The organism is Actinokineospora spheciospongiae (genome assembly GCF_003182415.1).
Taxonomy (GTDB): domain Bacteria; phylum Actinomycetota; class Actinomycetes; order Mycobacteriales; family Pseudonocardiaceae; genus Actinokineospora; species Actinokineospora spheciospongiae.
In genome coordinates this window covers 242873-264746 of the sequence record NZ_QHCP01000005.1, presented here as the reverse complement: position 1 = coordinate 264746, position 21874 = coordinate 242873, and the positions used below count along the sequence as shown (strand labels likewise).

The following is a 21874-nucleotide window of genomic DNA, read 5'->3' as shown; positions in this document are numbered from 1 at the left end:
TCCCGTCCGGCTCAGTCGGCAGAACCGGATACCGGTGCCGCCTGCGCCTCCGCCGCCGCGTCGCTGCGGATGTCGATCCGCCAGCCGGTCAGCCGCGCGGCCAGGCGGGCGTTCTGCCCCTCCTTGCCGATGGCCAGCGAGAGCTGGAAGTCCGGCACCACCACCCGGGCGGTCTTGGCCTTCTCGTCGACGACCGTCACCGAGACGACCTTCGCAGGTGAGAGTGCGTTGCCGACGAACGTCGCCGGGTCCGGGGACCAGTCGATGATGTCGATCTTCTCGCCCGCCAGCTCGCTCATCACGTTGCGCACCCGCGCGCCCATCGGGCCGATGCAGGCGCCCTTGGCGTTGACGCCCGCGACGGTGGAGCGGACCGCGATCTTGGAGCGGTGACCTGCCTCACGCGCCACCGCCGGGATCTCGACGGTGCCGTCGGCGATCTCGGGCACCTCGAGCGCGAAGAGCCTGCGCACGAGGTTGGGGTGCGTCCTGGACAACGTGATCTGCGGCCCGCGTGTTCCCCGCGCCACCCCGACGACGAAGCACTTGATCCGGGTGCCGTGCTCGTACGGCTCCCCCGGCACCTGCTCGACCTGCGGGATCACGCCCTCGGTGTCGCCGATCCCGACGATGACCATGCCCCGGGAGTTGGCCCGGGTGTCGCGCTGCACCACCCCGGCGATGATCTCGCCCTCCTTGGCGGCGAACTCGCCGAAGGTGCGCTCGTGCTCGGCGTCGCGCAGCCGCTGCAGGATGACCTGGCGGGCGGTGGTGGCCGCGATCCGGCCGAAGCCCTCCGGGGTGTCGTCCCACTCCTCGGCGACCTCGCCGTCCTCGCCAAGGGTCGAGGCCAGCACCCGGACCAGGCCGGTGCGGCGGTCGATGTCGATGCGGGCGCGCGGCTGGTGGCCCTCGGTGTGCTTGTACGCGGTCAGCAGGGCGGTCTCGATGGCCTCGATGACCGTCTCGAACGGGATCTCCTTGTCCCGCTCGATGGCCCGCAGTGCGGCGATGTCCACGTTCATCGCGCGTCCTCCTCGTCCTCGGACGCCCGACCATCGAGCATCGCCAGCTCAGCCGCGGGGGGCTGCTTGAACTCCACCTCGACCACCGCGTGCGCCACCTCGGCGTACCCGACCCGGCGCGGGGCGCCGTCCACGAGCAGGGTGACCCCGCCGGTCTCCTCGGCGTCGGCGTCGCCGACCCGGCCGAGGTACTCCGCGCCCTCGACGGGGCGGACCTTCACCAGCCGCAGCCGGTTGCGCTTCCAGTGCCGGGGGCGGGTCAGCGGCCGGTCGGTGCCCGGGGAGGTGACCTCCAGCGTGTACGGGCCGCCGAGGACGGCGTCGTGCTCGTCGAGCACCGCGGCCAGCTCCCGGCTCACCCTGGCGACCTCGTCCAGGCCGACGGCGTTGGCGGAGTTGTCCCCGTCGAGACTGTCGATGATCACCCGGACCAGGCGCCTGCGGCCCGCGGTGGAGACGTCGAGCTCCTCCAGTTCGAAGCCCGCCGCGCCGACGGCGTCGGCGACGACGGGGCGCAGCGCGGTATCGATGCCACCCCCGCCCCCGCCTGTCGTGGGGGTGTCGCCCTGTCCCTGGTTGGCCACCTCGGCCGCTCCCTGTTCTGATCGGTCCTGCGGTTGTCGGCCGGTCGGCGGTACCGCGCCGACCGTGGTCACCTAGCGTATCCCGACCCCACCGGGCCGGTTGCCGCAGGCGATGATCCGGCGGCGTCCGCGCCGCGCGGGCGCCCCTGGCAGGATGACCGGCCGTGACGAGAAGTCCACTCACCCGCCGCGCCGTGCTCCGGGCCATCGCCGCCGGGGCGGTGGCCGCCCCCGTCCTCGCCGCCTGCACCGCCGAGGACGGCCCACCGGCCCCGGACCCGCTGGCCGCCCTCGCCGCCCGCGCCAGAGCCGACGCGGCGCTGGCCACGGCCGTGGCGGCGGCGGTGCCCGCGCTGGCCGCCCCCGCCGGGGAGGTCGCCCGGGTGCGCGGCGAGCACGCGGCGGCGTTGCAGGCTGAGGTGGACCGGGAGCGACCGCCGTCGTCCACGGCGCCCTCGTCCACCCCCGCCACCGCCCCGCCCGCCGCACCCGCGGACCCGGCGGCGGCCAAGGCGGCGCTGGTGGACGGGTTGACGGCTGCGGAGAAGGAAGCGGGCGGGGTCGTGGCGGCGGTGCCGCGCCACCGCGCCGGGATGGTCGCCTCGGTCGGGGCGGCCTGCGCGAGTCTGCGAGAGGTGCTGGCCTGATGCAGGAAGACCCCGGGGCCGACGCCCCCACCGCCGTCCCGCCCGGGGCGGCCCAACCGACGGGCATCCCGGCCACCCGGCCGCCGATGGCCTCCGACACCCTCGACGCGGTGCAGGCGGCCCTGGGCGCCGAGCACGCGGCGGTGTGGGTCTACGGCCTGGTCAGCGCCTTCCTCCCGGCCTCGTTCGACGCGGGCATCGACGCGGGCGCGCTGGCCCACCGGGCCCGGCGGGACGCGACCGAACGGCTGCTGGGCGCCTCCGGGGCGACCCCCCGGGCGGCGGAACCCGCCTACCTGCCACCGCAACCGGTGACGGACCAGGCCTCGGCGCTGGCGCTGCTGATCACGGCCGAGCAGGACGCGACGGTGGCGTGGCGGGCCGTCCTGGACCGCACCGACGACGCCGACGTGCGGGCGGCGGCGGCGCAGGCGCTGACGGAGGAGGCGGTGCGGGCGACGAAGTGGCGCATCGTGGCCGGGGTTTCGCCCGCCACGCCGTCGTTCCCCGGCAGGCCGTGAGGTCGCGCGGGGTGCGCTGACCGGGGCTGTGGGCAGCTTCGGGTGCCCCCGTGCCGCCGCTTCCCGTGCGCGGGTGGGGATCAGGCTCCGGTGTCGATCTCCTCGACGAGGCGCAGGGCGTCGTCGCAGATGCTGTCGAGGGTGGCTTCGTCGGCCTTGGTGGTGGTGGACCTGCCGTTGACGGGGGCGAAGTCGGCTTCGACGATGACGACCACGGCCTGGTTCTGCTGGGCGGCGTAGCCGAGGCCGTTGCTCAGCGACTTCAGCGGCGGGGCGCTGACCACGCCCTCACGCACGAGGTCGCTGACGTTGCCGGTGCCGTCCTGGTCGGTGAGGCGGCGCAGTTCGTCCGCCTTGTCCGCGCCGCTCATGTGCAGCACGCCGACGCCCACCAGGACCGTGCGGTCCTGGACCCGGGTGGTGAACACGGCTTGGACGACCTTGGTGCAGATGCCGGGTTGGGCGAGGAAGGTCTTGGTCTTGCTGTAGGCGTGCGCGGCGCAGTCGGTGTCGGTGCGCGGCGTGGGGACGTCCTTGTACGGCTCGAACCGGTACACGCCCTCCGTCTTCGGGCGGGTCTGCTGCGTCGTCGGGGTCGCGGTGCCGGAGGGGTCGTCGTCGCCGCTGACGTAGGACCAGACCAGGCCGGAGATGACGGCGATGGCGACCAGGGCGGCGATGCGCAAGCCCCAGTTCAGGGCCGGGTTGCCGGGCGGCGGGGCGGGCTCGGGCTGGAACCGGAACGGGTCACCGGGCTGCTCGGCCGCGGGCACCCGCGGAATCCAGTCCGTCTCGCCTTGGCGGGGGTGCTGCCCTGGCCACGGGCCGCGACCTGGCTGTTGGGGGTCCGACACGGCTGCCCACGGTAATCGGTGTCCCCCGACCGTGTGATACCGGCCGACGAACAGGACGAAAACCCCAGTTCAGAGTGCGCCCAGCACGGCGTCGACGTCCTCGGGGGTGTTGTAGAGGTGGAACGACAGCCGGGAGCGGCCCGCGCGCTGGGCGCAGCGGATGCCCGCGGCGGCCAGGCGGTCGGCGACGCCGGGCAGGTCCAGGGCGATGATCGCCGAACCGCGCGGGGGCAGGTCGAGACCGGTCAGCAGGGAATCGGCCAGGCCGACGCAGTGGTCGCGGACGCGGGCGAGGTCCAGCCCGGCCAGCCAGGTCAGCGACTCGGCGGCGCCGACGTGGGCCAACCAGACCGGGGACAGGTCGTAGGCGCGCGCGTTCCCGGCGAGCCGCAGCGGCAGGTCGTAGACGGTCTGCCACGGGTCCTCCCCCGCGTACCAGTTGGCCGCCAGCGGGTGGGTCAGCTCCGCGGCGCCCGCCCCGACCGCCAACCACGCCGCCCCGCGCGGGGAGAGCAGCCACTTGTAGCAGGTGCCGACCACCCAGTCCGCCCACGACAGGCTCAGCGGCAGCCAGCCCACGGCCTGCGTGGCGTCGAGCAGCACCCTGGTGCCCGCGGCCCGCAACCCCTCCAGGTCAGCGATGGCCCCGTCCGCCGACTGCACGACGCTGACCGCCACCAGGTCGAACTCCGGCGCCCTGGCCACCAGCTCCTCCGGCCCGACCTCGACCACCTCCAGGCCGCGGGCGGCGAACGGGAAGGTCAAGCTGGTGAACTCCCCGCGCAGGGTCAGCACGCGGGCCCCGTCCGGGACACCCGAGGCGACCAGCGACACCAACTGCGCGACGTTGGACCCGATCGCCACCGACCCGGCGTCGACCCCGACCAGGCGGGCCCAGGCGGCGCGGGCCACGGCCACCGACTCGTCGAACTCGGGCGGGTTGGCCGCGCCCGAGCGCCACCGGCGCACGGCGTTGTCCACGGCGTCGGCGGCCCTGGCGGGCGGGATGCCGATGCTGGCGGTGTTGAGGTACCCGAACGGGACGTCGAAGTGTTCTCCGAAGGCGGCGCGCACCCCCACAGCCTACGGTGGACGCGTGCACAGCGAGGAGATCGAAATCCGCACCGGCGGCGCGGAGGTGGTGCACGACCTCACCGACCGCTGCGCCCGCTTCCTGTCCGACGCCGACGCCGGGGACGGCCTGCTGCACGTGTGGGTGCCGCACGCCACGGCCGGGCTGGCGGTCATCGAAACCGGCGCGGGCAGCGACGAGGACCTGCTGGCCGCGCTGCGCGAACTGCTGCCCGCCGACAGCCGGTGGCGGCACCGGCACGGGACCCCGGGGCACGGGCGCGACCACGTGCTGCCCGGGTTGGTGCCGCCGTACGCGACGGTGCCGGTGCTGGGTGGGGTGATGGCGCTGGGGACGTGGCAGTCGATCTGCCTGGTGGACACCAACGTCGACAACCCGGTGCGGCGGGTGCGGTTGAGCTTCCTCGCCGGTTAGGCCGGCGGTGACCGCGTGGTCGGAGGGGTCAGCCCAGCGCGGCGGCCTTGCGCAGCAGCACCGAGCGTTCGCGCTGGTTGGCGCACAGCCGGGCGGCCAGTTCCAGTTCGGCACGCGCTTCCGGTCGCCTGCCGAGGCGGGCCAGCAGCTCCCCGCGCACGGTCGGGACCAGGTGCGAACCGGGGAGCGCACCCGAGGCGATCAGCTCGTCCACGATGACCAGTGCCCGCTCCGGACCCGAGGCCATGGCCACGGCCCGGTTGAGATCCACCACCGGTGAGGGCGCGACCCGGCCGAGCGCCTGGTAGAGCAGCACGACGCGGTCCCAGTCGGTCGCCTCGACCGAGGGCGCCGACACGTGGGTGGCCGCGATCGCGGCCTGGAGGCCGTAGGGGCCGAGGTCGCGGGTCGAGGCCGCGGCCAGGCCGCGGTGGATCGCCGGGAGGTCCCACAGCCGCCGGTCCTGGTGCTCCAGCAGGACCGGCGAACCGTCCGGGTCGGTCCGGGCCGGCAAGCGCGCGGCTGTCAGCTCGCACAACGCGAGCAGGCCATGCACCTCGGGTTCGTCCGGCTGCACCGCGGCCGGCGCGCGGACCAGCCGGATCGCCTCGTGCCCGACGTCGGGGCGCAGCAGCCGGTCGCCCGAGGTGGCCGTCGACCCCTCGGTGAAGATCGCGTGGAGGACGCTGAGCACACCGCCCAGCCGCTCCCGGCGCTCGCGGGCGGGCGGCAGCTCGAACGGCACCCCGGCCGCCGCGATCGCCTTCTTGGCCCGGGTGACGCGGGCCCGCACGGTCGGCACGGGCACCAGGAACGCGCGGGCGACCTCCTCGCTGGACAGGCCGCCGACCACGCGCAGGGTCAGCGCCACCCGCGCCTCGCGGGAGAGCACCGGGTGGCAACTGGTGAACACCAGCGCCAGGACGTCGTCCTCGATGCCGTCGATGCGGTCGGGGTCGGTTTCCCCGTCGACCGCCGGGTCGGGGGCCGGCAGCGCGTACCGGTCCTCCAGGGCGCTGCGGCGGCGGATCGCGTCGATGGCCCGCCGCCGGGCCGTGGCCATCAGCCAGCCCGCCGGGTTGGCAGGTGGGGTGAACGGCCACGACACCAGCGCCTCGGCCACCGCCTCCTGGGCCGCGTCCTCGGCCGGCCCGAAGTCGCCGGTGAACCGGGTCAGCGCGGCGACGATCCGCGCCGACTCGACCCGCCACACGGCCCCGACGTCGACCGCACCCATCAGACCCGCCTCGCGTCCCGGCGCCGGGTCCGTTCCCCGGCGCTCACCGGTTGTCCTGCGGGACCTCGTCGTCCCCGGGCACCCGCCGGACCTCGATCCTGGACCCGCGGACCGCGGGGACCCGCTCGGCCCACTCGACCGCCTCCTCCTTCGAGGTCAGAACCCCCTCATCCGAGGAGGCGAGCGGGGTGCCGGGCGGCTCCGGGAGTGGGGCCAGGTTGTTCCAACGGGTGAGCCGGGCTGCGTTAACGTCGTGCCGGTGGTGGGCAGGCGGCTTGCGGTGGGGGCGACGGCACTGGTGCTGGTCGCCTCCGCGTTCGTGGCCGTGGGGGTGTTCGGGTCCGCCACCGACGACCCGGCGGACCTGCCGAGTGCGACCTCCGTGTCCTCCACGCGGACGCGGGAGGCCGCCTCGGAGGAGGCGCGCAACCCGGGGTGGCAGGTGGTGGTCGACGGGCAGGCACAGCTCACCTACGAGCTGCCCCCGGAGTGGGCGCTGGCCGAGGACACCGAATCGCTGGAGTCGTCCAACGGGGTGCGGTTGGGGCACCTGGCCGACTTCGGGACCTACACCTGCCAGGGGGCGGAGTACGGGCGGGCGTTCAGCGGCAGCGGGGTGGCCGAGGGGGTGCCCGCCGACGCCGCCGCCGAGTTGGCCGCCGCGATCGCCGCCGACCAGTACAGCGACGCCAACCAGACCGCGCGGGTGACCCTGTCGCGGGCCACGCCGGTGGTGCGGGACGGGGTGCGCGGGAGTGTGGTGCGCGCGGACGCGGAGACCACCACCGACAGCGCCGACGCGTGCGCCGGGGTGCGGGGGACGGTGGTCGTGGTGGCGCTGGCGACCGGGGTGGGGACGTCGGTGGTGGTACTGGGGGCGGACACGGTGCCGGGTGAGGCGTTGGGGCCGGACACGGTGGAGGCCGGGGACCTGCGAGCGATAACGGACAGCGTTCGACCGCGCGGATGAGCGCGGGCGGTGACCGGCGGGGCGATACCGTCGGGCCGTGACCTATCCGGGTGGGCAGTACCAGGGCCTCGGGCTGTTCGACGAGCCGCCGCCGCCGCGGCGCACCGGGCGGATCGCGGCTGTCGCGGTGGCCGCCGTGGTCGTGATCGTGGGTGCGGTGGTGGCGGTGGTGCTGCTGAACCGGGGCGATGACGGCGGCGGGCCGGGGCCGACGACCAGCCCGACCACGACCGGCCCAACTACGACCGCGCAGCCGACCACCGAGGCCCCGCCGGGCGAGGTGGTGGCCAACGAGGACGCGCACGTCGCCTACACGGTGCCCGACGGGTGGGTGGCCTCGGGTGGGGACCCGATCACGTTGCCGTCGATGTCCGGGGTGAGCATCAGCGCCCTGGCCGGGTCGGGCGAGTACGCCTGCGAGGGCCGCGACTACAGCCGGGGCTTCGCCGGGAGCGGCACCGCGCCCGCCGGGGAGATCAACGAGGTGGCCAGCGACATCGCGCACGCGGTGGGCACCGATGGGTACACCGGGGCCAGCGGCCTGGAGGTGTCCGTGGGCACTCCCAAGGCCGTCAAGCGCACCGGGGACGGCGGTGCGGAGGTCGACGGCGTGCAGGTCGAGGCGACCGTCACCACCTCCGGCAGCGCATGCCTGAGCACCAGGGGCCTGGTGGTGGTCACCGTGCTGCGGGTCGCCGACGGGCTGCGGTTCGTCGTGGTCAACGGGGACACCGAGGGCGGGCCCGCCGACCCGCCGCCGGTCGACCGGGCCGCCCTGCTGGCCGTCGCCGACAGCGCGCGCCCGATCCCCTGATCGCCGTGCTCCCCTGATTCCCGTGTCACGATGACCGGGTGACACCGCCGACCACCCTCGTCCTGTGGGACGTCGACCAGACGCTCGTGGACTACCGCGGGCTCGGTCGCGCCTGGTACGCCGAGGCGCTGGTGACCGTGCTGGGCATCAACCTGGTGCACGTGCCCGCGTTCGCGGGCCGCACCGAGCGCGGCATCACCGTGGAGCTGCTGGAGGCGCACGGCGTCGCCTGGACCGAGGAGCACGTGCGGCGGGTGCACGCCGAGCTGGTCTCGATCGCCGAGGCGGGGCGGGCCACCATGGCCGAGCGCGGCCGGGCGCTGCCCGGGGCCGCCGCGGTCCTCGCCGCGCTGGGCGGGCGGCCGGAGGTGGTGCAGACGCTGGTCACCGGGAACCTGCCGGAGCTGGCCGCCTGCAAGCTGGCCCCGCTGCTGCCGCACCACCACCTGGACCTCGAGGTCGGCGGCTACGGCGCGCTCTCGGCCGACCGGCACGTGCTGGTGGCCGCCGCGCGGGCGGCAGCGGAGGCGAAGTACGGCACCCGGTTCGCCGCGGACCGGGTGGTGGTCGTCGGCGACACCACCCACGACGTGGTGGGCGCCCGGCACCACGGGGTGGTCGCGGTGGGGGTGGCGACCGGGCGCGACAGCGCCGCGGAGCTGGCCGCGGCGGGCGCCGACGTGGTGCTGGCGGACCTGTCCGACACCGGGGCCGCGGTCGCCGCGCTGCTCGGATGGGCAGGTTCGCCCGCCGGTACGCGGGACGGTCAACTACCGTCTGGGGCATGAGCACCCCAGGGGGTCCGTACTGGCAGGAGCCGCACCCGCAGTACCAAGTGGACCCGATGACCGGCCAACCCTCGCCGTACCACCAGCAGGGTCACCCACAGCAACCGCAGCAACCCGGTGGGTACCAGGGTTTCGGCATGTACCAGCCGCCCGAGCCGCCCAGGGGGAACCGCACGCCGTGGATCATCGTGGCGGTGGCGGTGGTGGTGCTGGTGGTGGCCATCGGCGGGGTGACGACCCTGTTCCTGGTCAACCGCGACGACGAGCAGCCGATCGCCGACCCCGGCACGTCGTCGAGCGCGCCCCCGCCGCCGTCCTCCGGGCAGAAGACCACGTCCTCCGCGCCGAGGACGACCTCGAGGCAACCGTCCACTTCGTCCACCCCGACGAAGGTGGAGGACATCCTGGTCGACTCGGTGGTCTCGGGCTGGCAGGGGGTGCTGTCGTTCAAGGAGAAGGTGGCCTACGACGTCCCGAAGGACTGGGAGGTCGAGACGCCGAGCACGATCGTCGGCTTCGAGGACAACGACGGCAAGCCCACCGCGGTCATGCACGGCGTGACCACGTACAAGCCGGACGCGTGCACGTCGGTGAAGGGCTCCTACCGCGGCCGCGCCGGGTTCGTCACGGCCGGGACCACCGAACCCGCCAGGGCGGCGAGCAACGGCGTGAAGCTGTTCGCCGACTCCGCGGCGCTCAACCCCGACGGGTCCAAGGCGCAGGTGGCGGTCACCGAGGCGACCCCGACGAAGGTCAACGCGGGCAGGATCGATGCGTTCACCGCGACCGCGACCCTCACCGTGACCCAGCCCGGCGAGTGCCCCTCCCCCACCGTGGTGTTCACGGCCGTGGCGTTCAAGAACGGTGAGAACACCGCGCTGTTCATGATGTACCAGGACCAGGGCGTGTCCGACGCGCTGCCCGCCGAGACCGCGGCGAAGATGGTCGAGAGCATCCGCCCCCACGAGGGCTGAGCGGACGCGGGGGCCGGAATCCACAGTGGATTCCGGCCCCCCCGTGCGCTGTGGGTCAGCCGCGCACCAGCGAGGTGAGGTGCTCGACGACGTCGGTCACCGCGACCTCCGCGCGCTCGCCGGACTTGCGGTCCTTGACCTCGACGACGCCGTTGGCCAGGCCGCGGCCGACGACGACGATCGTCGGGACGCCGATCAGCTCGGCGTCCTTGAACTTCACCCCGGGCGAGGTGGTGCGGTCGTCGAGCAGCACCGACAGCCCGGCGGCGTCCAGCTTCGCCGCCAGGTCCTCGCCGCCCGCCTTGAGCGCGTCGTCCTTGCCCGCCACGACCAGGTGCAGGTCGTACGGGGAGACCTCGCGCGGCCAGTACAGGCCCTGCTCGTCGTGCTGCTGCTCGGCCAGCACGGCGACCAGCCGGGAGACGCCGATGCCGTAGGAGCCCATGGTGATCCGGATGGGCTTGGAGTCGGCGCCGAGGGCGTCGAGGCCGAAGGCGTCGGCGTACTTGCGGCCGAGCTGGAAGATGTGGCCGATCTCGATGCCGCGCGCGGCGACCAGGGTGCCGTGGCCGTCCGGCGACGGGTCGCCCTCGCGCACCTCGGCGGCCTCGATGGTGCCGTCGGGGATGAAGTCGCGGCCCGCGACCAGGTCGACCACGTGGTGCTCGGCCTTGTCCGCGCCGGTCACCCAGGCGGTGCCGGTGACCACGCGCGGGTCGACCAGGTAGCGCACGCCGTTGTCCAGCAGCGACTTCGGGCCGATGTAGCCCTTGACCAGGAAGGTGTTGCGGGCGAAGTCGGCGTCGTCGAGCATGGCGACCTCGGCGGGCTCCAGCGCCGCCTCCAGCCGCTTGGTGTCCACCTCGCGGTCGCCGGGCAGGCCGACGGCGAGCAGTTCCCAGCCCTCGGCCCCGGGCTTGCGGGTCTTGAGCAGGACGTTCTTGAGCGTGTCGGCCGCGGTGAACTCCCGGCCGAGGTCCGCGCCGTTGAGGAAGGCCACCAGCGACTCGATGGTGGGGGTGCCGGGCGTGTGGTGCACCTGCGCCTCGGGCAGACCCTCCAGCGGCCGGGGCTGCGGGGCGGGGGTGACGACGGCCTCGACGTTGGCGGCGTAGTCGGAGTCGGTGCTGCGGACGAAGGTGTCCTCACCGGTGGGCGCCACCGCCAGGAACTCCTCCGACGCCGAGCCGCCCATGGCGCCCGAGGTGGCCGAGCAGATCACGTACTCCAGGCCGAGCCGGTCGAAGATCCGGATGTAGGTGTCGCGGTGGGCCTGGTAGGAGGCCGACAGGCCCTCGTCGGTGAGGTCGAAGGAGTAGGAGTCCTTCATGGTGAACTCGCGCCCGCGCAGGATGCCCGCCCGGGGCCGCGCCTCGTCGCGGTACTTGGTCTGGATCTGGTACAGCGTGACCGGGTAGTCCTTGTACGAGGCGTACTCGCCCTTCACGGTGAGCGTGAACAGCTCCTCGTGGGTGGGGCCGAGCAGGTAGTCCGCGCCCTTGCGGTCCTTGAGCCGGAACAGGTTCGGGCCGTACTCGGTCCACCGGTTCGTCGCCTCGTAGGGCTCCTTGGGCAGCAGCGCCGGGAAGGAGATCTCCTGGGCGCCCATGGCGTCCATCTCCTCGCGGACGACGCGCTCGACGTTGCGGAACACGCGCAGCCCCAGCGGCAGCCAGGTGTAACCGCCCGGCGCCACGCGGCGGACGTACCCGGCGCGCACCAGCAGCTTGTGGCTGGGCACCTCGGCGTCCGCCGGGTCCTCGCGCAGGGTGCGCAGGAACAACGACGACATCCTGGTGATCACGGTGGGGCTCCCTACGGCCGGAACAGTGCCCTAGAGGGTAGTGACCAGGCTCTCGCCTGCGCATTCGGGTTACGACAGCGAACCCGAGGCGGGCTCGACCACCCGCGCCTCGGTGACGATCGCGGCGACCAGGTCGGCCGGGGTCACGTCGAAGGCGTAGTTCAGCGCCCGGGTGGCGGCCGGGGCGATCCGCTCACCGCGCCAACCGAGCACCTCGTCCTCGTCGCGCACCTCGATGTCCACCGACCGGCCGTCGGGGGTGCCGAGGTCGACGGTCGACTCGGGCGCGGCGACGACGAACGGGATGCCCGCCCTGGCCGCGGCCAGCGCCAGCGGGTACGTGCCGACCTTGTTGACCACGTCACCGTTGGCCGCGATCCGGTCCGCGCCCACCACCACGGCGCCCACCAGCCCGTTGGCGATCACCGACGGCCCAGCGGAGTCGACCACGACGGTGTGCGGCACACCCAGGCCCGCCAGCTCCCAGGCGGTGATCCGGGCCCCCTGGAGCAGCGGCCGGGTCTCGTCGGCGTAGACGTGGCCGAGGCCGCCGCGCAGGTGCAGCGAGCGCAGCACGCCCAGCGCGGTGCCCCACTCCACGCAGGCCAGCGCACCCGCGTTGCAGTGGGTGAGCGCGTCGACCGGCCCACCGACCCGGTCGAGCAGCCAGTCCGCGCCCCGCTCACCCAGCGCCCGGTTCAACCGCGCGTCGTCCTCCAGCACGGCCACCGCCTCGGCGACCACGGCGGCACCCCCCTCGGGCAGGCGCGCGAGGGCCCGGTCAACACCCCAGGCCAGGTTGACCGCCGTCGGCCGCGCCGCGCGAACCTTCGCCGCCTCCTCCTCGACCCGGTCGGGCGCGGTCAGCACGGCCAGCGCCACACCCAGCGCCCCGGCCACCCCGAGCGCGGGAGCACCGCGCACGGCGAGGGAGGCGATGGCGGCCACCAACTCGTCCACGGTCCGCAACTCGGCGACGACGAGGTCGTGCGGCAGCCGGGTCTGGTCGATGATCACGACGCGGTCCCCGCGCCAGTCGATGGTGCGCATGGGTCCATCGTGGCGGAATTGTCGGTGGTCGTGCGTACGGTCCGGGGTACGGGTCAGAACCCGGGCGTGATCGCAGGCAGCGTGGTGCTCGACGACACCGCCCGCGCCCCCGGGAGCTGACGCACGGACCGGAGCCGCGACTCGCTTCCCCGGACGCGGCTCCCCAACGGGTCGCCGCCCCCCAAGCACGGGGGCGGCGGCCCCACCCGCCTCGACGCCATTCGCAGACCCGACCACCAGCCACCACGCCCCCACCGGGCGCAGCCACCAGCCACCACCCAACCGCCGACCCGGCGAGCGAACGCCCGGGTGGGTGGATGCGCTTGGCCAGCCACCCAACCACCCCGCCAACCGCCGACCCGGCCACCAGCCACCGCGAACCCCACCAGCGCAGCGGCCCAACCGACCGCCCCGAAAACCGCTGGCCCGGCCAGCAAATGCTCGGGTGGGTGGAAGTGCTTGGTCAGCCGACCGCCCCGAGAACCGCCGGCCTGGCGAGCGAACTGCCCGGGTGGGTGGATGTGTTTGGCCGGGGGTGGCGATCATGTGACAGCCTGCCTGGGCGGTGGGGCATCTTTTCAGCCCCACCTGACGCACTGGAGCACATGATCGCCATAGGGGCCCCGGCCAAACACATCCACCCAGCCGGGCACCACAGCGAAACCCGGGCTTTGCAGGAAACAGGCACGGCCGAGCACATCCACCCACCCGGGCACCACCACACAAACCCCGCAGCTTGAAGGCACGGCCCAGCGGAGGCGCACGGTCCAGCGGAGGCAGATGGTCCAGCAGGCAGACTGGTTGTCAGCATCAACCCTCAACCCCGCAGAGGCGTAGCCCACCCCGGCACGGCGCCTCGACCGCTTTTCTCTACGCTCGCCCGGTGCTCGTACTGCTTCCGCCCTCGGAGACCAAGAGCGACGGCGGGGACGGCGACCCGCTGGACCTCGGCGCCCTGTCCTTCGCCGAGCTGACCCCGGTCCGGCTGCGGCTGACCGAGGCGCTGCGCACCCTCGCCGACGACGTGCCCGCCAGCCTCCGGGCGCTCGACCTGTCCGAGCGGCAGGTGGAGGAGGTCGAGCGCAACGCCGAGCTGTTCACCTCCCCGACCCGGCCCGCGCTGGAGCGCTACACCGGGGTGCTCTACGACGCGCTCGGCGCGGAGAAGTTCACCAGGACGCAGCGGGCGCGGGCGGGCAGGCGGCTGGCGGTGGCCTCGGCGCTGTTCGGGGTGGTGCGCGCCGAGGACCCCATCCCGGCCTACCGGCTCTCCGGGGCGTCCGTGCTGCCCGGGATCGGCGGGCTGCGCGCGGTGTGGCGGGCCGACCTGGAGAAGACTCTGTCCACTGTGGATGAATTGGTGGTGGACCTGCGCTCCGGGGCGTACGCGGCGCTGGCCGACGTCCCGCACGCGGTGACGGTGCGGGTGGTCACCGAGGGCGAGGGCGGCAGGCGCAAGAGCGTGAGCCACTTCAACAAGGCCGCCAAGGGCAGGCTGGCCGCCGCCTTGGCGCTGGCGCCGCGCGAGCCGGGCACCGTCCGCACGGTCGTCTCGGCCGCGCGGGCCGCCGGGCTGCGGCTGGAGCCGGTGGGCAAGCGCGAACTCGAACTGGTCATCGATAGCTGAGTCAATTCGGTTGCGCGGCCCCGGCGGTCCGCGCGATCCTGTGCGCACGTTGCCGGTGGAGAGACGCCGGTGGAACCGAGGAGGTGCCCCGTGGAGATGACGGTCCCTGTGGTGGCGCTGACCCGTCCACCCGCCCCACCGAGCTGAGCTGCGCGGTGGGGACCCCTTCCTTCCTCGAGGAGACCCACCAGTGCGCAAGCACGGTTCCGACGATTTCTCCGACTTCTCCGACCTGACCGACGACGCTCCGCGCTCCGCCAGGATGCGCAGGCGCGGCGGGTTCGACGACGACCCGCAGCCGACCCGGTCCGGGCGGCTCACCGAGGCCGAGCGGGCCCGGCTCGCCCGCGTCCGCGACGACGCCTACACCAAGGCCCAGGAGCTGCCCCCGGGCACCGACCGGTGGTCCACCTGGGGTGACGCCGACCAGGGCCCCGCGCCCCGGCCGGAGTGGCTGGTCACCGACCTCGCCGCCGCCGACACCGAACTCGGCGTGCTCAAGACCGGCAAGGAAGCCGACGTGTTCCTGCTGGAGCGCGCGGTCCCCGGTGGCGCGAGCTGCGTGCTGGCGGCCAAGCGCTACCGCAGCGGCGAGCACCGGCTGTTCCACCGGGACGCGGGCTACCTGGAGGGCAGGCGGGTGCGCCGGTCCCGCGAGATGCGGGCGATGGGCAACCGCAGCTCCTTCGGCCGCAACCTCATCGCCGAGCAGTGGGCGGTGGCGGAGTTCGCCGCGCTGTCGCGGTTGTGGACGGCGGGCGCCCCGGTGCCCTACCCGGTGCAGCGCGACGGCACGGAGCTGCTGCTGGAGTACCTGCGCGGCGACGACCCGGACTCGGCCGCGCCCCGGCTGGCGCAGCTCCGGCCCCCCGCCGACGAGCTGCGCGACCTGTGGGAGCAGATGGTGCACGCGCTGGAGCTGTTCGCCTCCCTGGGGCTCGCGCACGGCGACCTGTCGGCCTACAACACCCTGGTCCGCGGCGGCGAGCTGGTGCTGATCGACCTGCCGCAGGTGGTCGACGTCATCGCGAACCCGGGCGGCCCGGAGTTCCTGGCCCGGGATGTGGCGAACATCGCGTCCTGGTTCCGCTCGCGCGGGCTGCCGGAGGACGTCGGCGACCCGGGCGCCCTCACCGCCCGCCTGCTCACCGCGGCGGGCATCTGAGGCGGGGGCGGGTGGGCCCCTTTTGCGGGGTCCACCCGCCCTGTTCCCGCAGATCAGTGGGGACGGTCACGATGTCCGGGTCCCCGGGGTGCGCGGGGGCCGACACATGTCGGGTACGCTTGGGTCATCACCGCGAACGGCCCATGCGCCGTTCCCAGTCAGACACCAGTCATTCGTACTGGTCCGACAGGCAGCGGTGGAAGCCACCCAAACGGTACGAACACATCGTGCCGGGCCCGTCCGCGTGAAAGCCTGCCGACCTCCTGCGTGAGGGCGGAGCCTCCCGAGACGTGCCACGTCCGGAGAGGACCCCGTGCAGAACTCTGCCCTGCCCACGCAAGACATCACCACCGAAGACCGCAAGCCGCGCCACCGCGCCGGCGACAAGGGGCGTTTCGACAGCGAGACCGGCGACGGCGTGACCTTCGCCGAGCTGGGCCTGCCCGAGCCCCTGCTGCGCGCCCTGACCGCCGCGGGCATCGACAAGCCCTTCCCCATCCAGTCCGCCACGCTCCCCGACGCCCTCGCGGGCCGGGACGTGCTGGGCCGCGCGCAGACCGGCTCGGGCAAGACCCTGGCCTTCGGCCTCGCGCTGCTCGCCCGCCTCAACGGCGGCCAGGCCCGCTCGCTGCGGCCGCGCGCGCTGATCCTGGTGCCCACCCGCGAGCTGGCCCTGCAGGTCAGCGACGCGCTGACCCCGCTGGCGCGGTCGCTGGGCCTGTGGTGCCGCACCGCCGTCGGCGGCATGTCCTTCCCCCGCCAGGCCGAGGCGCTCAAGCGCGGTGTCGACCTGCTGATCGCCACCCCGGGCAGGCTCTCGGACCACGTCCGCCAGGGCACCTGCGTCCTGCACGACGTGCAGTTCAGCGCGATCGACGAGGCCGACCAGATGGCGGACATGGGCTTCCTGCCCCAGGTCCGCGAGATCCTGGACCTCACCGACCCCGACGGCCAGGTGCTGCTGTTCTCGGCCACCCTGGACGGCGACGTGGACCAGTTGGTCCGCCGCTACCTGACCAACCCGGTCACGCACTCGGTCGACGTGTCCACCGCCAGCGTGTCCACCATGGAGCACCACATGCTCCTGGTGTCCAAGCAGGACAAGGCCGACGTCATCACCGAGGTCGCCGCCCGCGACGGCCGCACCATCATGTTCGTCCGCACCAAGCACCACGTCGACCGCCTGGCCGACAAGCTGCGCTCGGTCGGCGTCCGCGCCGGTGCCCTGCACGGCGGCAAGACCCAGGGCGCCCGCAACCGCGTGCTCACCCAGTTCCGCGACGGCGAGATGCCCGTCCTGGTCGCCACCGACGTCGCCGCCCGAGGCATCCACGTCGACGGCGTCAGCCTGGTCGTCCACGTCGACCCCCCGGCCGACTCCAAGGACTACCTGCACCGGGCGGGCCGCACCGCCCGGGCGGGCGAGTCCGGCACGGTCGTCACGGTCGTCACCCACGACCAGCGCCGCAGCGTCACCCGCATGACCGACAAGGCGGGCGTCAAGCCCGAAAGCACCCGGGTCCGCCCCGGCGACGCGGAACTCATCCGCATCACCGGCGCCCGGGTGCCCAGCGGTGAGCCGTACATCGAGCCCCCCGCCCGCCCGTCGCGCGCCCCCCGCTCCGGCGGCCACCCCTCCCGCCGCAGCGGCGACTTCCGCCCCCGCCGCAGCCGCGAGGGCGGCGCCCGCGAAGGCGGCCCGCGCGAGTTCCACCAGCGCGAGGGCGGCCGCGACGACCGCCGGGGCGGCGCCCCCCGCCGGGCCCCGCGCCGCTTCAACGCCGAGCGCGGCTGACCCACGAAGACCGGTTGAGACGGCGGCTGAGGGCCGGGAGCGGATGCGCTCCCGGCCCTCAGCCGTTGAGTCGTCGGCGGGACCTCCCAGCCCCCGCCCGCAAAGCCGATCGCCCACCGCCACAACCGGCGGCCCGACCACCAGCCACCCCGAACCCCACTCGGCGCAGCAGCTCAGGCGCCCACCCCACAAACCGCCGGCCTGGCGAGCGAACTGCCCGGGTGGGTGGATGCGTTTGGCGGCCGACCACCCCACAAACCGGCGGCCCGACCAAGCAACTGCCCGGGTGGGTGGATGTGTTTGGCCGGGGGTGGCGATCATGTGACAGCCTGCCTGGGCGGTGGGGCATCTTTTCAGCCCCACCTGACGCACTGGAGCACATGATCGCCATAGGGGCCCCGGCCAAACACATCCACCCACCCGGGCACCACCCACCAAAACCCCGGGCGCGAGAGCTGAGCACATCCACCCACCCGGGCACGCCCAACAAACGACCGGGCCCTTGAACATGGCACGCGGAGCCCAGAGCCGGAACAAGGCCCAGCGCGATCCAGTCACAAGAGAGTCAGCTGATCCTCCCTGACCTCAACGGTCCCAGCCGCACCAGGCATGCTCCCCTCCGGCCACCGATCCGCCCCACCCCGTTCCAACCGGTGCCGCCGCACCAACGGCCCCACCCGAGCAGCAAGCGCCGCCCGATAACCCGAAGCCGCAGTGCTCCCCCGACCGTAGATCCGCCGGTACAACGGCACGAGCAGCGGATGCTCCCGGGCCAACCACCCCGCGAACCACTCCCGCGCCCCCGGCCGCAAGTGCAACGGCAGCACGGTGACCCCCGTCGCACCAGCCTGAGCGATCTCCCGCAGGAGCGCGTCCAGTTGCTCCACGGAGTCGGTGAGCCCGGGCAGGACCGGCGCCACGAACACCCCGCACGGCAGCCCGGCGTCGGTGATCCGCTTGACCAGTTCCAGCCGGGCCCGCGGCGACGGCGTCCCCGGTTCGAGCGACCGCTGCAGGTCCTCGTCCAGCAGCGCGAGGGAAACCCCCAACCCCACCGGCACGTCCTTCGCCGCTGCCGCCAGCACGGGCAGGTCCCGGGAGAGGAGGGTTCCCTTGGTGAGGATGGAGAACGGCGTCCCCGACTCCCGCAGCGCCCGGATGATCCCGGGCATCAACCCGTACCGCCCCTCCGCCCGCTGGTAGGGATCGGTGTTGGTCCCCATCGCCACGTGCGCGCGCGGCCAGGTCGGGGAGTGGAGTTGCCGGTTGAGCACCTGGGCCGCGTTCAGCTTCACCACGACCTGGGTGTTGAAGTCCTGTCCCGCGTCCATGTCCAGGTGGGTGTGGCTGCCCCGGGCGAAGCAGTTGTGGCTCACCACCCCGTTGGCGATGAAGTCGGAGGTGCCCGTGGTGATGTCGTACAGCGGCAGGTCGAGGCCCAGCGGTTCGATGGCCACGACGTCCAGGCGCGCGGGGGACTTGATGGCGGCGTTGTCGATGGTGCGCTTGGCGGTGACGGCCGGGTCGGCGGTGTGGAAGAAGCGGAGGTGTTCGGGGAGGCCGCCGTCGACGCGGACGCAGCGGCGGGCGTTGGGGAGGCGGCGCTCTTCGACCGCGGCGTGGAAGCCGAAGTGCTCCAGTGCGGACAGGACCGCGGTGAGCGTGGTCTCGCCCAGGTTGGGCAGGCGCAGGATGCGGTGGGCGAAGGTGCCGTCGACGTCGAACACGCCTGCCAGGAGGCCCTTGCGCCACTCGTCGGTGGGGGTGCGGGGCCAGTCGAGCGGGAGGGTGAGGCCGGAGTCGTTGGTGAGGTACTCGGCGACCCTGGCGGCGGCCTGGGCCGGGCGGGGTGGGCCGCCGTCGCCGCGGGCGACGCCGGTGAGGTAGCCGCGGCGGTAGTCGAGGGTGTCCTTGGGGGCGGGGGCGAAGGAGCCGGTGCCCATGAGCTTGTTGCCGACCGTGAGGTGCGGGCGGCGGTCGGGGCCGGAGATCGCGCCGGTGACGTGCTTCCAGCCGCGTTCGGTGAGGAACCGGTGGTCTCCGCTGGCGATGAGCTGGGTGCCGTCGGCCAGGGTGACCCGGTGGGCGGGTTTGACCGTGGACCAGTGCGCCTGGACCACCGTGGGCACGTAGTGCCGGTAGCTGCCGCGCCGCTCGGTGCCGTAGATCCGGTCGCCGACGCGCAGGTCGGCCAGGGGTCTGGTGGTGCCGTCGGCCATCAGGACCGGGGTGTCGCCGTGCAGGCAGTAGCTGCACGCGTGCGAGCACCCCCGGTAGGGGTTGACCGTCCACTCGAACGGCGGCGGCGAGCCGCCGGGCACCCGGTTGAGCACCGACTTCGCCAGCACCTCGTGGAACACCACCCCGCTGAACTCCGGGGCCCGCACGCTGCGCACCAACCCCGGCAGGCCCGGGAGCGCCTGCTGCCCGACCCGGTCCGCTCGCTGTCCGTCCCATCGCACGAGCACAGTCGAACACATGTTCGATCATCGCGCAATCGCGGGTTCCCGGGTTGTGGATGATCCGGACCCCACCCCTTGGCACGCACCGTGAGCAGCGCTTTTCCGACTCCGTGATCACTGGGGCCGGTGTGGCCGGTGGGGGTCTCGGGAGCCCTGGGAACGATCACCGCGCAACCGCTCCCGCACACCGTCGCGACCGCGACCGCCGGGGCCCGGGCGGCGGTTTCGTAGGCTGCACCGGTTGCCACTGGAGGAACGGAGTCCGCGGGTGTCGCTCGACCGGGTGCTGGAACCGCTGCGGGCGACCGCGTTCACCGCGTTCGGGGCGGCGACCTCGTGGATGGAGGTCGTCGGCTTCGTCACCGGCGCGCTGTGCGTGTGGTTGGTGGCCAGGCAGAACGCCTGGAACTGGCCGATCGGCATCGTCAACAACGTCGCGTTCTTCGCCCTCTTCGCCACCGCGGGCCTCTACGCCGACGCCTGGCTCCAGGTCGTCTACCTCGTCCTCGCGCTCTACGGGTGGTGGGCGTGGCTGCGCGGCGGCACGCGGAACGGGGCACTCACCGTGTCGAGGACGACCGCGGCGCAGTGGTGGGTGCTACTGGCGGTCGGTGTCGTCGCCACGGTGGGGCTGACCCTGGTCCTCAACCACGCCACCGATTCCACCGTGCCCTTCCCCGACGCGGTCACCACCGTGCTGTCGCTGCTGGCGACCTGGGGCCAGGCGCGCAAGAAGGTCGAGTGCTGGTGGTTGTGGATCACCGCCGACGTCGTCTACGTCCCGCTCTACGCCTACAAGGGCCTGTGGCTGACCGCGCTGCTGTACCTGGGGTTCATCGCCCTGTGCGTGCTCGGGCTGCGCTCGTGGCGGGCCGACCTGCGGCGGCCGGTGGTCGCGTGAGGTTCCGGCACGCCCTGGTCCTGGGCAAGTTCTACCCGCCGCACGCGGGCCACCACCACCTCATCCGAACCGCGGCGGCGGCCTCGGAGCGCACCACGGTCGCGGTGCTCGGTTCGTCCGCGGAGTCGCTGTCCATCGCCGACCGGGTGCGCTGGCTGGCCGAGGAGCACGCCGCCGATCCGGGGGTGCGGGTGCTCGGCGACCTCGACGACCACCCGGTGGACTACTCCGACGACGCCGTGTGGGACCTGCACGTCGGGGTCACCCGCTCGGTGCTCGCCCGCCGCGCCATCGCCGAGGGGGACCCGTCGGGGGCGGCCGTCGACGCGGTGTTCAGCAGCGAGGACTACGGCGTCGAACTGGCGCGGCGGCTCGGCGCCACGCACGTGCCGGTGGACCCGCGGCGGCTGGCGTTCCCCGTTTCCGGCACGGCGGTGCGCGCGGACGTGCGCGGGCAGTGGGCGAACCTGGCCCGGCCCACCCGCGCCGGGCTGGCCACCCGGGTCGTCGTGCTGGGCGCGGAGTCGACCGGGACGACCACCCTGGCCACCGCGCTCGCCGCGCACTACGGCGGCACCGCCGTGCCCGAGTACGGCCGGGAGCACACCGCGGCCAAGCTCGCCGCGAAAGCTCCCGTGTGGACGGTCGGTGACTTCGTCGACGTGGCGGTGCGCCAGGGCGCGGACGAGGACGCGGCGGCCCCCGCCGCACCGGTCCTGGTGTGCGACAACGACCCGTGGGCGGCGACCGTCTGGTGCGAGCGCTACCTGGGCTTCGGGCACCCCGAGGTGGACGCGGCGGTCGGGGACCGCAGGCCCGCGCTGTACCTGCTCACCGACCACGTGGCCGTGGAGTTCGAACAGGACGGCACCCGCGACGGCGAGCACCTGCGGCCGTGGATGACCGCGCGGTTCGTCCGCGGCCTGCGCGGGCGCGGGGTGCCGTGGCTGCTGCTGACCGGCAGCCGCGAGCACCGGCTGCGCCGGGCGGTCCGCGCCTGCGAGGCCGCGGCGGCCGCCCGGTTCACCTTCACCGACCCGCTCTGAGCGGCGTGTGAGGATGTACGGCGTGGATGACGGGGACACCCAACCGATACCGCGGGTCCGGGCCGAGCGGCCCCGGCGCGACCCGGGGACCCCGCAGCAGCAG

At 73.9% G+C, this 21874-nt stretch carries 20 protein-coding genes; 12 read left to right on the top strand and 8 right to left on the bottom strand.

What is annotated here, in order from left to right; translation table 11 throughout:
• Window positions 1-11 precede the first annotated feature (11 nt).
• On the bottom strand, window positions 12-1025 hold the full coding sequence (gene nusA, locus DFQ13_RS15435; RefSeq protein WP_035280597.1) for a transcription termination factor NusA: 1014 nt from the start codon (window positions 1023-1025) through the stop codon (window positions 12-14).
• Window positions 1022-1555: a ribosome maturation factor RimP gene (gene rimP, locus DFQ13_RS15430; RefSeq protein ID WP_035280640.1), complete on the bottom strand. Its 534-nt coding sequence runs from the start codon at window positions 1553-1555 to the stop codon at window positions 1022-1024. The genes nusA and rimP overlap by 4 nt, the downstream gene beginning before the upstream one ends.
• Before the next feature lie 218 nt (window positions 1556-1773).
• On the opposite strand from rimP, the gene DFQ13_RS35065 reads away from it, so the two are divergent.
• Together DFQ13_RS35065 and DFQ13_RS35060 are read left to right on the top strand one after the other, a co-directional pair.
• Window positions 1774-2256: a hypothetical protein gene (locus DFQ13_RS35065; RefSeq protein ID WP_035280595.1), complete on the top strand. Its 483-nt coding sequence runs from the start codon at window positions 1774-1776 to the stop codon at window positions 2254-2256.
• Window positions 2256-2777, top strand: coding sequence for a ferritin-like domain-containing protein (locus DFQ13_RS35060; protein WP_233438423.1), 522 nt, complete (start codon window positions 2256-2258; stop codon window positions 2775-2777). The genes DFQ13_RS35065 and DFQ13_RS35060 overlap by 1 nt, the downstream gene beginning before the upstream one ends.
• Before the next feature lie 80 nt (window positions 2778-2857).
• Here DFQ13_RS35060 and DFQ13_RS15415 read toward each other — a convergent pair whose 3' ends face one another.
• Both DFQ13_RS15415 and DFQ13_RS15410 read right to left on the bottom strand, forming a co-directional pair.
• Window positions 2858-3631, bottom strand: a complete 774-nt coding sequence (locus tag DFQ13_RS15415; protein WP_146241243.1) for a hypothetical protein — start codon at window positions 3629-3631, stop codon at window positions 2858-2860.
• A gap of 69 nt (window positions 3632-3700) precedes the next feature.
• On the bottom strand, window positions 3701-4705 hold the full coding sequence (locus DFQ13_RS15410) for an aminotransferase class V-fold PLP-dependent enzyme (protein WP_110080543.1): 1005 nt from the start codon (window positions 4703-4705) through the stop codon (window positions 3701-3703).
• 22 nt (window positions 4706-4727) lie between these two features.
• Between DFQ13_RS15410 and DFQ13_RS15405 the strand changes: the two genes are divergently transcribed.
• Window positions 4728-5138, top strand: coding sequence for a YjbQ family protein (locus DFQ13_RS15405; RefSeq protein ID WP_110080304.1), 411 nt, complete (start codon window positions 4728-4730; stop codon window positions 5136-5138).
• 28 nt (window positions 5139-5166) lie between these two features.
• Here DFQ13_RS15405 and DFQ13_RS15400 read toward each other — a convergent pair whose 3' ends face one another.
• Window positions 5167-6375 carry an RNA polymerase sigma factor gene (locus DFQ13_RS15400; protein ID WP_110080303.1) on the bottom strand — a complete coding sequence of 403 codons (1209 nt, stop codon included), beginning with the start codon at window positions 6373-6375 and terminating at the stop codon, window positions 5167-5169.
• Between the two features lie 259 nt (window positions 6376-6634).
• Here DFQ13_RS15400 and DFQ13_RS33870 point away from each other — a divergent pair, with 259 nt between their 5' ends.
• From DFQ13_RS33870 to DFQ13_RS15375, 4 genes are read left to right on the top strand one after another with little or no spacing between them, the layout of a single operon-like run.
• The gene (locus tag DFQ13_RS33870; protein ID WP_181399999.1) at window positions 6635-7345 is read left to right on the top strand and encodes a hypothetical protein; all 711 of its coding nucleotides are present in this window, start codon (window positions 6635-6637) and stop codon (window positions 7343-7345) included.
• A 37-nt stretch (window positions 7346-7382) separates the two neighbouring features.
• On the top strand, window positions 7383-8159 hold the full coding sequence (locus tag DFQ13_RS15385; RefSeq protein ID WP_110080302.1) for a hypothetical protein: 777 nt from the start codon (window positions 7383-7385) through the stop codon (window positions 8157-8159).
• 38 nt (window positions 8160-8197) lie between these two features.
• On the top strand, window positions 8198-8947 hold the full coding sequence (locus DFQ13_RS15380; protein WP_110080301.1) for an HAD family hydrolase: 750 nt from the start codon (window positions 8198-8200) through the stop codon (window positions 8945-8947).
• The gene (locus DFQ13_RS15375) at window positions 8944-9921 is read left to right on the top strand and encodes a hypothetical protein (RefSeq protein ID WP_146241241.1); all 978 of its coding nucleotides are present in this window, start codon (window positions 8944-8946) and stop codon (window positions 9919-9921) included. The genes DFQ13_RS15380 and DFQ13_RS15375 overlap by 4 nt, the downstream gene beginning before the upstream one ends.
• A gap of 55 nt (window positions 9922-9976) precedes the next feature.
• On the opposite strand, the gene DFQ13_RS15370 is transcribed toward DFQ13_RS15375, so the two are convergent.
• Window positions 9977-11725, bottom strand: a complete 1749-nt coding sequence (locus DFQ13_RS15370; protein ID WP_110080299.1) for a proline--tRNA ligase — start codon at window positions 11723-11725, stop codon at window positions 9977-9979.
• A 69-nt stretch (window positions 11726-11794) separates the two neighbouring features.
• Window positions 11795-12775, bottom strand: coding sequence for an S-methyl-5-thioribose-1-phosphate isomerase (gene mtnA / locus DFQ13_RS15365; protein ID WP_110080298.1), 981 nt, complete (start codon window positions 12773-12775; stop codon window positions 11795-11797).
• Between the two features lie 883 nt (window positions 12776-13658).
• On the opposite strand from mtnA, the gene yaaA reads away from it, so the two are divergent.
• The 3 genes from yaaA (at window position 13659) to DFQ13_RS15350 (ending at window position 17362) form a co-directional block, all read left to right on the top strand.
• On the top strand, window positions 13659-14402 hold the full coding sequence (gene yaaA / locus DFQ13_RS15360; protein ID WP_110080297.1) for a peroxide stress protein YaaA: 744 nt from the start codon (window positions 13659-13661) through the stop codon (window positions 14400-14402).
• A 190-nt stretch (window positions 14403-14592) separates the two neighbouring features.
• Complete coding sequence (locus tag DFQ13_RS15355; protein WP_035286250.1) at window positions 14593-15567, top strand: serine protein kinase RIO; 975 nt, start codon at window positions 14593-14595, stop codon at window positions 15565-15567.
• A gap of 313 nt (window positions 15568-15880) precedes the next feature.
• The gene (locus tag DFQ13_RS15350; RefSeq protein ID WP_110080296.1) at window positions 15881-17362 is read left to right on the top strand and encodes a DEAD/DEAH box helicase; all 1482 of its coding nucleotides are present in this window, start codon (window positions 15881-15883) and stop codon (window positions 17360-17362) included.
• A 554-nt stretch (window positions 17363-17916) separates the two neighbouring features.
• Here the strand turns inward: DFQ13_RS15350 and DFQ13_RS15345 are convergent.
• On the bottom strand, window positions 17917-19824 hold the full coding sequence (locus tag DFQ13_RS15345) for an intein-containing Rv2578c family radical SAM protein (RefSeq protein ID WP_181399998.1): 1908 nt from the start codon (window positions 19822-19824) through the stop codon (window positions 17917-17919).
• A 241-nt stretch (window positions 19825-20065) separates the two neighbouring features.
• Here DFQ13_RS15345 and pnuC point away from each other — a divergent pair, with 241 nt between their 5' ends.
• Entirely contained in the window at window positions 20066-20725 is a 660-nt protein-coding gene (gene pnuC, locus DFQ13_RS15340) for a nicotinamide riboside transporter PnuC (protein WP_233438422.1), read from the top strand.
• Window positions 20722-21771: an AAA family ATPase gene (locus tag DFQ13_RS15335; RefSeq protein ID WP_219994465.1), complete on the top strand. Its 1050-nt coding sequence runs from the start codon at window positions 20722-20724 to the stop codon at window positions 21769-21771. The genes pnuC and DFQ13_RS15335 overlap by 4 nt, the downstream gene beginning before the upstream one ends.
• Window positions 21772-21874 lie beyond the last annotated feature (103 nt).

Bases quoted from the DNA above. Each gene is read 5' to 3' on its own strand.
- DFQ13_RS35060 (WP_233438423.1), top strand. From the start codon at position 2,256: ATGCAGGAAGACCCCGGGGCCGACGCCCCCACCGCCGTCCCGCCCGGG.
- DFQ13_RS15375 (WP_146241241.1), top strand. From the start codon at position 8,944: ATGAGCACCCCAGGGGGTCCGTACTGGCAGGAGCCGCACCCGCAGTAC.
- nusA (WP_035280597.1), bottom strand. From the start codon at position 1,025: ATGAACGTGGACATCGCCGCACTGCGGGCCATCGAGCGGGACAAGGAG.
- DFQ13_RS15400 (WP_110080303.1), bottom strand. From the start codon at position 6,375: ATGGGTGCGGTCGACGTCGGGGCCGTGTGGCGGGTCGAGTCGGCGCGG.
- mtnA (WP_110080298.1), bottom strand. From the start codon at position 12,775: ATGCGCACCATCGACTGGCGCGGGGACCGCGTCGTGATCATCGACCAG.